Source organism: Kribbella endophytica (assembly GCF_054781295.1).
On the sequence record NZ_BAAGUR010000001.1, the window covers coordinates 2889771 to 2901381 of the forward strand.

At 69.5% G+C, this 11611-nt stretch carries 15 protein-coding genes; 4 read left to right on the plus strand and 11 right to left on the minus strand.

The window, feature by feature from the left end:
* Window positions 1–118 precede the first annotated feature (118 nt).
* The gene (locus tag ACYVIO_RS13805) at window positions 119–571 is read left to right on the plus strand and encodes a hypothetical protein (protein WP_460651125.1); all 453 of its coding nucleotides are present in this window, start codon (window positions 119–121) and stop codon (window positions 569–571) included.
* 102 nt (window positions 572–673) lie between these two features.
* On the opposite strand, the gene ACYVIO_RS13810 is transcribed toward ACYVIO_RS13805, so the two are convergent.
* Window positions 674–2326: a phospho-sugar mutase gene (locus ACYVIO_RS13810; protein ID WP_460651126.1), complete on the minus strand. Its 1653-nt coding sequence runs from the start codon at window positions 2324–2326 to the stop codon at window positions 674–676.
* A gap of 33 nt (window positions 2327–2359) precedes the next feature.
* Window positions 2360–2821 (minus strand): gamma-glutamylcyclotransferase, encoded by a 462-nt coding sequence (locus ACYVIO_RS13815; protein WP_184803597.1) that lies wholly within the window; start codon window positions 2819–2821, stop codon window positions 2360–2362.
* A 31-nt stretch (window positions 2822–2852) separates the two neighbouring features.
* On the opposite strand from ACYVIO_RS13815, the gene ACYVIO_RS13820 reads away from it, so the two are divergent.
* From ACYVIO_RS13820 to ACYVIO_RS13830, 3 genes are all read left to right on the plus strand, one after another.
* Window positions 2853–4232, plus strand: coding sequence for an NAD(P)H-quinone dehydrogenase (locus tag ACYVIO_RS13820; RefSeq protein ID WP_460651127.1), 1380 nt, complete (start codon window positions 2853–2855; stop codon window positions 4230–4232).
* On the plus strand, window positions 4229–4498 hold the full coding sequence (locus tag ACYVIO_RS13825) for a muconolactone Delta-isomerase family protein (RefSeq protein ID WP_460651128.1): 270 nt from the start codon (window positions 4229–4231) through the stop codon (window positions 4496–4498). Before ACYVIO_RS13820 ends, ACYVIO_RS13825 begins: the two co-directional genes overlap by 4 nt.
* A 61-nt stretch (window positions 4499–4559) precedes the next feature.
* Window positions 4560–4925: a helix-turn-helix domain-containing protein gene (locus ACYVIO_RS13830; protein WP_460651129.1), complete on the plus strand. Its 366-nt coding sequence runs from the start codon at window positions 4560–4562 to the stop codon at window positions 4923–4925.
* Between the two features lie 199 nt (window positions 4926–5124).
* On the opposite strand, the gene ACYVIO_RS13835 is transcribed toward ACYVIO_RS13830, so the two are convergent.
* From ACYVIO_RS13835 to ACYVIO_RS13875, 9 genes are all read right to left on the minus strand, one after another.
* On the minus strand, window positions 5125–5550 hold the full coding sequence (locus ACYVIO_RS13835; RefSeq protein ID WP_460651130.1) for a hypothetical protein: 426 nt from the start codon (window positions 5548–5550) through the stop codon (window positions 5125–5127).
* Complete coding sequence (locus ACYVIO_RS13840; protein ID WP_460651131.1) at window positions 5534–6397, minus strand: aminoglycoside phosphotransferase family protein; 864 nt, start codon at window positions 6395–6397, stop codon at window positions 5534–5536. The genes ACYVIO_RS13835 and ACYVIO_RS13840 overlap by 17 nt, the downstream gene beginning before the upstream one ends.
* 435 nt (window positions 6398–6832) lie before the next feature.
* Window positions 6833–7504, minus strand: a complete 672-nt coding sequence (locus tag ACYVIO_RS13845; protein ID WP_460651132.1) for a DUF6390 family protein — start codon at window positions 7502–7504, stop codon at window positions 6833–6835.
* Window positions 7504–7719, minus strand: coding sequence for a HypC/HybG/HupF family hydrogenase formation chaperone (locus ACYVIO_RS13850; RefSeq protein WP_460651133.1), 216 nt, complete (start codon window positions 7717–7719; stop codon window positions 7504–7506). The genes ACYVIO_RS13845 and ACYVIO_RS13850 overlap by 1 nt, the downstream gene beginning before the upstream one ends.
* Window positions 7719–8189: a hydrogenase maturation protease gene (locus ACYVIO_RS13855; RefSeq protein ID WP_460651134.1), complete on the minus strand. Its 471-nt coding sequence runs from the start codon at window positions 8187–8189 to the stop codon at window positions 7719–7721. Before ACYVIO_RS13855 ends, ACYVIO_RS13850 begins: the two co-directional genes overlap by 1 nt.
* Window positions 8186–9463, minus strand: coding sequence for a hypothetical protein (locus tag ACYVIO_RS13860; protein ID WP_460651135.1), 1278 nt, complete (start codon window positions 9461–9463; stop codon window positions 8186–8188). Before ACYVIO_RS13860 ends, ACYVIO_RS13855 begins: the two co-directional genes overlap by 4 nt.
* Window positions 9460–10092: a DUF6084 family protein gene (locus tag ACYVIO_RS13865; RefSeq protein ID WP_460651136.1), complete on the minus strand. Its 633-nt coding sequence runs from the start codon at window positions 10090–10092 to the stop codon at window positions 9460–9462. The genes ACYVIO_RS13860 and ACYVIO_RS13865 overlap by 4 nt, the downstream gene beginning before the upstream one ends.
* Entirely contained in the window at window positions 10085–10753 is a 669-nt protein-coding gene (locus ACYVIO_RS13870) for a DUF5947 family protein (RefSeq protein WP_460651137.1), read from the minus strand. Before ACYVIO_RS13870 ends, ACYVIO_RS13865 begins: the two co-directional genes overlap by 8 nt.
* Window positions 10750–11610 (minus strand): NifU family protein, encoded by an 861-nt coding sequence (locus ACYVIO_RS13875; RefSeq protein ID WP_460651138.1) that lies wholly within the window; start codon window positions 11608–11610, stop codon window positions 10750–10752. Before ACYVIO_RS13875 ends, ACYVIO_RS13870 begins: the two co-directional genes overlap by 4 nt.
* Window position 11611: the final 1 nt, after the last annotated feature.

The window sequence follows — 11611 nt, forward strand, 5'->3', positions numbered from 1 at the left end:
TCCGGGCGCCTTCGCGTTTTGCCGACACGTACACGATCTGCGATCGTGTGGTTACCGCGTTTCGGGTCCGCACGCCTTAGAGTCTGGGTCGAACGTCGAACGGCAGGAGTCAAGGACAGTGAACTACGACGAGTTCAACACCGAGTACACCAAGGTGCTGGACAAGATCAAGAGCGGTAAGTGCAGCTGGTCGGAGCTGTCCGGGCATGTCACCCGGCTCCGCCAGTCGACCGCGGGCATCACGGTGCCGGTCGAGCGGAGCCAGATCGACAGCGATCTCGCCGCGCTCAGCCAGATGGTCGACCTGTCGCGCCGCACCAACGACAAGGAGGACGTCTGGACGGTCACGTCCGAGGCGATCCGCCGCGCCAGCAGCCAGGAGGGAACTGTCGCCGACCGCATCGCCCGGATCGAGGCGAGCATCAACGACATCACCGCCCTGGCCAACCGCAACCCCGACGAGCGTGACGCGCTGATGCAGTCCACCAGCACGCTGCGCATCCTCCACTCGTCCCTGCAGAGCTCGCTCCGTTCCGAGCAGGCCGAACAAGAAGCCGCCGCGGTCCGTTAGGACCTCAACCGCAGGGAGTTTCCCGCCAGGTACTCCCTCACCTCGTACACACAAGTTGAAGGGCCCCTCGTTGAGGGGCCCTTCAACTTTTACTTTTTGTTCTTAGATTCCAGCGGCTGCGGCGAGGTCTTGCTTGATGGCAATCAGTTCTTCGGTGGCCTGGGTGCGGGCTGCTGGGACGTCGTCGCCGTCGACGGGGATGACGACCTCCAGGTAGCACTTGAGCTTCGGCTCGGTGCCGGACGGGCGGACGACGACGCGGGCGCCGGCGGAGAGCGTGTAGCGCAGACCGTCCGTGGGTGGCAGGTGTTCGCTGCCCTCACTCAGGTCGTCGATGCGGTCGACGCTGTGGCCGCCGAGTGTCGTCGGCGGGGTCGCCCGCAGGCGATCCATCGCGGCCGCGATCAGGCTGAGGTCCTCGACCCGCGCGGACAGTTGGTCGGTCGCGTGCAGCCCGTACTTCTTCGCTAGATCGTCCAGCAGGTCGAGCAGCGTGCGCCCCTCGGCCTTCGCGCGGGCGCCCAACTCCAGCACACGGACGAGCGTCGAGATGCCGTCCTTGTCCTTCACCGCCGTCGGATCGACGCAGTAGCCGAGCGCTTCCTCGTACCCGAAGACCAGCTCCGGCACCCGGCCGATCCACTTGAAGCCGGTGAGCGTGTCCGTGTACTTCACGTCGTACGCCGCCGCGATCTTGCCCAGCAACGACGACGACACGATCGAGCACGCCGCGACCCCGTCGGGCCTGCTGGAGAGCAGGAACTCGCCGAGCAACGCCCCGAGTTCGTCGCCGCGCAGCATCCGCCAGCCACCGTCGGCCGCAGGATCAGGTACGGCGACCGCGCAGCGGTCCGCGTCGGGATCGTTGGCGACCGCGAGATCGGCGCCCTCGGAGCGCGCCAGGTCCAGCGCCGCGTCGATCGCACCGGGCTCCTCGGGGTTGGGGAACGCGACGGTCGGGAAGTCGGGGTCCGGGTCGGCCTGCGTCGCCACGACAGCGGGAGCGGCGAAACCTGCCCGGCGTACGGCGTCCTCGACGAGCAGCCGGCCGACGCCGTGCAGCGGGGTGTAGGCGACCTTGAGGTCCCGCGGGGCGTCGGCGGGGACGAGCGTGGCGATCCGGTCCAGGTAGGCGTCGAGCAGGTCGTCGCCGGCGGTCTGCCAGTCGTCGCCGCGCGGGACCTCGGCCAACGCGCCGACGGCGTCGATCGCCGCGGCGATCTCGTGGTCGGCCGGGGGGACGATCTGGGAGCCGTCGCCGAGGTACACCTTGTAGCCGTTGTCCTGCGGCGGGTTGTGCGACGCGGTCACGACGACACCCGCGACGGCCTTCAGATGCGGGATCCCGAACGCGACCACCGGGGTCGGCGTCGGGCGATCGAGCAGTACGGCGTCGAGCCCGGCGCCGCGGATCACGGCGGCGGTGTCCTGCGCGAACACGTCGGACTTGTGGCGCGCGTCGTACCCGATCAGCACGGGACCGTCGGTGAGTCCGTTGTCCTTCAGGTACGCCGCCAGCCCCGCGGCGGCGCGGATCACGACGACCCGGTTCATCCGGTTGGGCCCAGCCCCGACAGCACCCCGCAACCCGGCCGTCCCGAACTCGAGCTTCCCACCGAACCGGTCGGCCAGCTCGGCATCAGCCCCAGCATCCAGCAGCCCCCGAAGCTCGGCCCGAGTGTCCTCATCGGGATCCTCAGCCAGCCAGGCCTCAGCAGCAGTACGAATCAGAACGGCGTCGTTGACGGTCACCACCGCACGATACCGCCCGGTACACCGAGCGACAGATCAGTGACCTGAAGACTGGCAAGGGCGGGCGCGGATGTCTGCGACGTAGTCGTCGGGGGCTCCGGCTGCTTCTGCTGCTTCCGCGAGGATGCCCAGGTAGCGCGCTGAGGGGAGGCCGCCCTCGTAGGCGTTCAGGACGTACATCCAGGCGAGCTGGGTGCCGTCGAGGGTTTGGACGCGTACCTGGATCTTGCGGTAGACGCCCTGGTCGATCCACTCCCACTCGTCCAGGCGCTCGACGTCCTTGGGGTGGACGTCGTACAGGGCCACGAAGACCTGGTTGGTCGGGTCGGCGGGGTCCTCGACGACCGTGGCCATCGAGCCCTCCCAGCCGAGCTCCTCCCCACCGAAGGTGAGGCGCCAGCCGACGATCCACCCGGTCCCGCGCAGGGGCGAGTACGGGCACCGGTCGGACATCAGATTCGGGTCCAGATTCGACGCAAACGCGGCGTACAGGGTCACGAGATCACAGGATACGGAACAATGGCCTCTCGTGGCGCGAGTTGTGATCATCGGTGGCGGTCCTGGCGGGTACGAAGCGGCGAGTGCGGCCGCCCAGCTGGGAGCGGAGGTGACGGTTGTCGATTCCGACGGGATCGGCGGTTCAGCCGTGCTCACCGACTGCGTCCCCAGCAAGACTCTGATCGCCACCGCCGAGGTGATGACCGAGGTGGAGGAGGCCGGCGAGCTTGGCCTGCGGGTCGACGACGGCGACGACGACCCGGCCAACTCGGTCAGCGTCGAGTTCACGGTGGTCAACCAGCGCGTCAAGGCGCTCGCGGCCGCCCAGTCCGACGGCATCGCCCGCCGACTCGCCGACGAGAAGATCCGCCTGATCCACGGCCGCGGCAGCCTCGACGGCCCGGAGACGGTCGTGGTCGGCGACGAGCGCCTGGAGGCGGACGTCGTCCTGATCGCCACCGGAGCGAGGCCGCGGATCCTGCCCGGCTCCGAGCCCGACGGCGAGCGGATCCTGACCTGGGAGCAGGTCTACGAGCTGCAGGAGCTGCCCGAGAAGCTGATCGTGGTCGGCTCCGGCGTGACCGGCGCCGAGTTCGCCAGCGCGTACGACGCGCTCGGCAGCGAGGTCGTCCTGGTGTCGTCGCGCGACCGGGTCCTCCCGGGCGAGGACGCCGACGCCGCCGCCGTACTGGAAGACGTTTTCCGCCGCCGTGGCCTGACCGTCCTCGGACGCTCCCGCGCCGAGTCGGTGAAGCGGCAGGGCGACGGGGTCGTCGTGACGCTCACCGACGGCCGGACGGTGCACGGTTCGCACGCGCTGCTGGCGGTCGGTTCGCTGCCGAACACGGAAAACATGGGACTTGTCGAGTCGGGCGTGTCGCTCGACGACGGCGGCTTCATCAAGGTCGACCGGGTGTCGCGGACGTCGAGCCGTGGGGTGTACGCCGCGGGCGACTGCACCGGCGTCCTGATGCTCGCGTCGGTGGCCGCGATGCAGGGCCGGATCGCGATGTCGCACGCGCTCGGCGACGCGGTCGCGCCGCTGGACAAGTCGACGGTCTCGTCGAACGTCTTCACCGCGCCGGAGATCGCGACGGTCGGTCTGACCCAGGCGACGCTGGACGCCGGCGGCAGTACGGCGATGGTCGCGAAGGTCCCGCTGGCCGACAACGCGCGCGCCAAGATGCAGGGCGTGCGCGACGGTTTCGTGAAGCTCTTCTGCCTGCCGAACACCGGCATCGTGGTCGGCGGCGTGGTCGTCGCGCCGCGGGCGTCCGAGCTGATCCACCCGATCTCGCTCGCCGTCGCCGGGCGCCTGACGGTCGACCAGGTGGCGCAGGCTTTCACCGTCTACCCCTCGGTCACCGGCTCGATCGCCGAAGCCGCACGACGGTTGCACCTGCGGTCATGAAGTTCCTCGTGCTCTGGCAGATGGAGCTGAGCCTGCTGTCGCCGGAGATGGCGCGGGCGGTCGGCGCCATGCCGGAGTACGGCGAACGCCTGCAGCGCGAGGGCAAGGTGCTCGCGCGCTACCACGTGGTCGGATCGCACGGCGGGGCGTGGATCTACGACGTCGAGTCGCACGAGGAGTTCGAGCGGCTGCTCGGGCGGGCGCCGGTGTTCAACTTCGCCCGGTACACCGTGCACGCGCTCGCCGAGATGGAAGCGCCTTCGTAGCCGGTCCGCGATTGACGGACTTCCTGACCCGGAGGATGGTGGAACCGACGGGAGGTCCCGCATGTTCGACGACGTGGACGACCCGACCCTGGACCGGCACCTGATCGTCACGCACCGGCTCCGGACCCGGCGGATGCAGCTCGGACTGACCCAGAAGCAGGTTGTCACCCGGCTGGCGCGCCGCGGGATCCGTACGACGAACAAGACCCTGAGCTCCTTCGAGCACGGCGCCGGCGTCGATGTCGTCCGTCTACCTGAGCTCGCGGCGGCCCTTGATTGCACGGTCACCTACCTGCTCGGCCTGACCGAGCACCCGGCCCACTGGGAACCGGACCACCATCCGCCAGTACGCCGTACGCCGGACACCACGACCCCCAGCTGGATCCTCGGCCCCGACATCCCGAACCGGCCGCACCGGCATCTGTAGACCATCCGCCCCGGTCGCCCCCCGCCCCAACCTTGACTTTGAGCACGGGCCAGCCACCCTCACGCCGGTCTGGTGGCTGGCACGTGCTCAAAGTCGGCGATGGGTCTGCGCCCGGGCCGGAGAGGGGCCGGGCCCGGGCGCAGATCAGCCGCGCGACTACGAGGAGGCCGCGCGGCTGGACGGCGCCAACCGGTTGGGGTCAGCTGGGGGTGTTGGCGGAGTTCGCCGTGTTGGTGTCGCCGGGGGTGTTGGCCGAGTCGGCCGTACCCGGGGTGTTGGCGGAGTTGGTGTCGCCCGGGGTGTTGACCGTGTTGGTGTCGCCCGGGGTGTTGGCGGACGCGGCGCCGGCGGGAGTGTTGGCCGATGCCGTGTCGCCGGGGGTGTTCGCCGAGGCGGGCTCGCCCGGGGTGTTAGTGCTGGCGGTCTCGCCGGGGGTGTCGGCGGACTGGACCGCGCCGCTGGTCGGCTGGGCCGTGCTGCCCTGGTTCACGGTCGTGGTCTGGGTCGGCTGCGCCTTGGCGGGATCGTTCAGATCGGCGGGGGCGGCGTACGCCGCGGTTCCGATCCCGATGCCGGAGATGGCGGCGACGGTTCCGACTACGGCCCACTTACGCGTTGCTCTCATGGTGGTTCCTTTCTTCGAGGGGGAGCGCGATGCTCCGGTGAACCCGGTGGGCGGCGTCGTACCAGCGTTCGGCCAGTGCGACCCGCTCCCGGGTGGCTTGCTGCCAATCGGCGTCCTGCACGCGGTGCGGTCCGGTGGCGAGTGAGAGGACGACCGACGCGATCCGCAGCCGTAGCTGGCCGGGATCGACCTGCCGGTCGAAGGTGGACAGGCAGTGCTCGGCCAGTCCGTCGATGGATTCGGTGTGCGCAGGCAGGACCTGCGCGAGCACACTGAGATGCCCGACCAGGCAGGCCAGATCGTCGAGCCGATCACCCGGCCCGGCCGTGTCGACGTCGAGCAGCCCGACGATCGCGCCGGACCGGTCGACGTGCACCTGCGCCTCGTAGAAGTCGCCGTGCACCGGCACCGTCGGCCCGATGATGCCCTCGGCAACAATCGCCGACGACAGGTCGGTCGGCCAACTGCCCAGCTCCGGTACGACGTGCGCGACCGAGCGTGCGTAGTACGCCGTCCGCTCGAGCCACGAAGTACGTCGAGGAGCCTCGAGCAACTCGGCCGGCAACCGATCGAGCATCCGGGTCAACTCAGCCGGATCGGTGCCGACGTGCCCGGACCGCAGCGCCGACCGAAGCGTCCGCCCACCCAGCGCCTCCAGCACCACGAGCCCGTCGTCGGTCCACCCCAGACTCCGCGGAGCCGGTACGCCGGCGCCGTTGAGCAGCCGATGCCGATCGTGCAGCGCTTGCCCTTGGTCAGTCGGAACAACCTTCAGAAACAGCCGTCCGAGCGGCCCGACAGCCTCAACTACAGCCCGCCGCAAGGGCCGGTAAGCCCGCAGCTTCACGGAAACCGGGTGGTCCCCCAACCCACATCGAGCAAAGAGGGAAGAGACAGCAACCGGATCCATTGCAGACCGCAGCCCAGGAAGCCGAGGATCGTTGGCAGCACTCCAGACACCGATCTGTGTCTCAGCGTCTCCGACCACCGTGACACCGGCTGGTACTTGTCCTCCTGCAGTCGCCCCGAACACCTCTTCGCTGACAGCCCCTGCTGAAGAGACAGTGACCCGGTAAGCGACCGTGGCGGTTTCAGCGTGGTGGGCGACCTCGGTGGAGCGCCACTCGATCAGCTCTCCGCCGGCGGCCTCTACCGCGGCGGCGAGGATCTCGCCGGCGGTCGGGCCGGTGAGGAGCTCCAGGGCCTCGCCGTGTTCTGCCATGCCCTGAACACTGCCGGGCCACCATGAGCGACCCGTGAGCCCAATCTGAGAGACCTCTCATCAAGACGCGAACCCTGCGTTGGCGATCGTGAGGTGGTACGACGAGTAGGCGCGCAGCGCGGTGAGCTGCTTGGCCGTGAGTCGGTCGCACACCCACTGCCAGTGCAGCGAGACCCACTCACCGGGGACGAGCGGGGCGAGCAGGTCGTGCCGTCGGACGGTCTCCCGCCGAAGGGGGCCGAGGGCAAGCAGTCGCCCGTTCCAGGTCAGCGGCCGCGACTCGACCACCACCTCCGAGCCGGTATCGGCGACCACCCGCCCCCACCGGATTCGGCACTGGTCGAGCACGTGCAGTGCCTGCACCCCTGCGCGCTCATCGCCAAGCAGCGCGACCCACGGATAGACGCAGAACACCTGGTAGCTGTGGTGCGGCCGCCCACCCGCCTCGAACATCGCACCGAGATCGTCGAGCAGCGGATTGCCGATCCAGTACGCCTCCACCACCTGCTGGTCGAGCGGATCGTTCAGCCCAGCCCCACGTGCGATCAGCTGCAGGCACGGCCAAGCACTCTCGAACTGCCGCGCCAGATCGCGCACCTCGTCCACCGCGCCTCGCACGGACGAGGTCATCAGCGCGCCTATGTCGGTAGGACCGCAGTACCCGAGCAGATTGGGCGCCATCGCGTACCGCACGAACAGCAACGGCCCGGCATCCGTCGCCGCGGTGATCATCACTCGCCGCCGAAGAACGCCAGCGCGTCGGCGGCGCGCTCAGCAGTCATCCGTTCCAGCGCGAACCCACTGTGGATCAAGATGTACTCACCCGGCACGAACGGCCCGTCCAGCAGCGCCAGGTTGATCTCCCGCACCACCCCGGCCACCTCCACCTGCCCGAGGTCGAAGCCCTCGACAGTGCTGACGATCCGGCCCGGAATCCCGAGGCACATTACGGCGACACCCGCTCACCGACGACGAGTTCGGTCACCAACCGCGCCGCGGTCTCCACCGCGCCCTGAACCGCCGGAGTCAACCCGATGCCCGCCTCGAGATCAGCCGGCTCACACCCGACCACCACCACCCGCCCCAACGTCCCACCCAACCGCGGCACCAGCGCCAGCACGGCATCCGGCCCGAGATCGTGCGCGTCCATCGCGACCTCGTCCTCCGGTACGGCGCCTGGCTCGGCCTCCATCACGTACACGGTCCCCGGCACCTCACCCCGCTGGACAGCATCCACCAGTACGACGAGCTCGTACGGCTCCAGCAACTGGTACGCCAGGTGAATCCCGCGGATCCCGAAGTCGCGCACCTCCACCGCGTCGGCCCACGACTGCCGCGCCAGCACCTCGATCACCGACACCCCGAACGCGTCGTCGGTGCAGAACACGTTCCCCAAGCCGGCAATCAGAACAGTCATCCCGCACCCACCAAAGGCTCCAGCTCGTCCGGCGCGAAGTACAGGTACCGCCCGTGCGACCGCTGCACCTCGCCCTCCACGCCGTCCAGCGCCACCGCCACATGCGTCTGCCCGTCGACATCAGCCAGTACGGCGACCACGGTCCCCATCCGATCCGCCAGAAACATGTCCTGCGCGTCAGCCCGCCGGATCCCTGGCCGCAGCCGCACCCGTACGCCGTTGCCCACGGCAACCCCGCCGACCTCGACCGTGTCCGTCTCCGGCGACACCGACGAGTCGTTCCCCGGATCCCACCACGGAACCTCCGTCGGCTCCGGCGCGGTCACCTTCCGGACGTACCGCAACGTCCCGTGCAGCCGGTCGAGCAGCTCCTGCGGCATCGCGTCCACCCGGTCGAGCATCGCCGCCGCCCGCGGATCGGTCCCGCGAACCTCGCGCTTCTCCTCGTCGGTCAGCGTCATCGTCCGCAGGCTGAGGATCTCGTCGATCTCGGTCGCGTCGAACAGATCCCCCTGACTCTCGGGCGCGATCTGCGGGTGGTCGTACAGGATGATCGGCGACGACAGCAGCAGGTCGCCCGCGAGCACCGGGAAGATGCCGACGTTCTCGCACGCCGCGACGTACCCGGTCGCCCACTCCGGCGGTTCGAGCAGCGACAGGAACCGCGCCCCCTCCGCGGCGACCAGCACGTGATGAGCGATCAACGCCCGCTGCAGAGCACCCGCCCGTTCGCGATCGCCCTCGGCACTGGTGTTCTCGACCCGGAGCCGCAGCCGGCACACGCCGTACGGCCCAGGCAGCTCGACCACGCTCAGCTCGACGAACCCGGCCAGCGGTTCACGCGCACGGCGAAGCTGCCCGACGCCCAGGTCCTCGTAGATGCTCCCACCCGGGATCGAGAACGCCTTCCGCAGCGGAAGCTCCGACAGCCGCACCACGAAGTCGACACACTGCTCGACCGCCTCGTCCCACGGCACGTACGTCGCGTCCGCGGTCTCCAACGCCTCGACCTCAACCCCGGAAGCATCCAGAACCGTCCGCCGCTGCGCCTGCAGAAACCGCAGCCGAATCGTCACCTCAGCATCCGAGCCGTCCAGCAGACAGTCGGTCTGCGACCACGACCGCTCCGACGGATCCGCGTACCCCGGCGGCATCAGTACGCCGAACTGCCAGCGCACCCGGTTCTTCCCGTCCGACGCCCGGTACGGGTACAGCACGTACCCCTCGAACAGCAACGCGTCCGCGACCTGCTGCACCGCCTCGAAGCGGCTCATTCCAGCTTCTCCTTCAGCAGCCGCTCGATCGCGTCGTCCCAGCCGGGCAGCGCCTCCCGCGCCCGGTAGTCGTACAGCTTGTCGAAGGTCTCCCGCCGCAACCGCAACCACGCGGCGCCCGGGAAGTGCTGGTCCATCGCCGCCCGCCAGGTCGGCACCGGCAGCGCGTACGACGTCTCCTTCTGCCACGCGACCGGTGTCACCGACAGCGTCCCGGGCCGCCCGGTGAAGATCGTCCCGTTGAAGAGCAGCAGCAGCGGTACGCCGCCCTCGCGCAGCGCGTACAGGTACTTGTGCGCTGCAACATCGAAGTCGTAGCTGCACGGCAGGCCCAGGTCGACCTCGGCCGACCCGGTGAACCCGGGCACCATCTGCGTGACGAACGCCAGCTGCAACGGCTTCAGCGTCTCGCCCCACCGAGCCCGCTCGCCGAACAGGTCCGCGAGCGCCTCGCCCTCCGTGTCGTCGTACCGCCGACGGATCGGCTCGATCCGGATCTGGCAGCGCAGCGCGAGCGCATGCACCGGCGTACCGGTTGTCTCGGTGATCCGCAGGTGCAGCTGGATCGTGGGCGTCGCCGCGTACCGGTCGGCATCGGCGCCCAGGCAGGTGAACTCGAGGTCAACCACGGCACTTCTCCGCGACCCCGGCGAAGAACGCGTCGATCTGCTGCCAGACCTCCTCGCCGCCGGCGAACCCTTCCCAGTACTGCCGGACCAGCCCGACGAGCTCGTAACAGGCGTCGATCGGCACCAGGTAGCAGACGAACCCGTCGTCCAACCGCCGCAGCAGCACAGCCTCGACATCCGGTACGAGCCCTGCCAGCAGGGGATCGCCGGCCACGACCTCGGCCCAGCTCGCCAGATCCAGCAGTGACTCCGTCGCCCCACCGGGACTTGGGTAGAAGGCGACGTGCCGTCCTTGATCGGTCTGGTGGAACATGAACGCCAGGTCGACCGGGATCCCGAGCGATTCCCACTGCACCGAGGTCATCGCGAAGTCCACGTCGTGCCGGTAGTTCTCCGGGACGGCGCGGTAGTGCCCGCGCGACGCCGCCTCGACGTCGAACAGCAGGTAGCACGGCCGGCACGTGCACAACAACCGATGATCCGGTACGTCGGCCACATGCGGGTGCATGGGCCCGATCGGGACCGCGCACATCTCGCACTGCTCACCCGGCGCGAGCTGCGGCCGGACCCCGCCGGTGAACCCGCGGAGGATCGCGACCGGATCCACCACGGGCGGCGGCTTCTCCCGAGCGAGGGCTCGCAGCGTCGAGGACGGCCTCACGCGGGCTGCCTCCCCGGGATCGCGACCTTCCACTCGACCCCGTCCGGCAGCAGCGGCATCGCCTCCAGCGGCGGAGCGCCGACCGGTGCGAGCGCACGACCTGCCAGGCGTACGTCGTACTGGGCTGTGCAGCGCGGGCAGGTGAGCAGATCGCCCTCGAGCAGGCCGTGCTGCAGGACCGATGAGCAGACCGGGCAACTGTTGCGGTAGGCAAAGAATGTCCCGGCCAGGTTGGCGACCAGCAGCTCGAGATCGGCGACCACGAGCTTCTGCAGCTGCCCCGGCGCCGTGACGAGCGCGACCGGGTGCCAGCCTTCGGACTGCGGCCGGAACGGCTCGATCGTCAGCAGCGTCTGCTTCGGCTTCGTCTCGACCATTCCCTCCACCGCGACGGCGACGGCCTCGGGCGCGGCGTCGAGCACCGCGTTCTCCACGGTCAGCCGGACCGTCGCGGTGGAACCGGGACATCCGTCGCAGCTGCCCTGCAGACGCAGCTGGACCACACCGTCGTCGTCGATCCCGAGGTAGTCGATACCGCCGGCATGGGAGCCGAGGTACGGGCGCACGCTGTCCAGCGCGTGCTGGATCCGCGTGGCCACGTCGTCGGGATGGAGGTCGTGCAGCAGCAACATGCCCGCGACCAGGTCGTCCTCGAGCACGGTCCTGACCTGCGGCTCGTCCAGCCGCACCAGTAGTTGCTCGAGGCCCGCACCGTGCAGCGCCAGTACGGCGCGGACCAGCTCCTCGACCTTGGCCGTGATCTCCGGTTCGGCGCGCCGCTGGACCTCGTCCAGCAGCACGTCGATCCGTTCGCTCAGTTCCTGGACGTCACGTCCACTCCCAGTCGACGCCGTCATG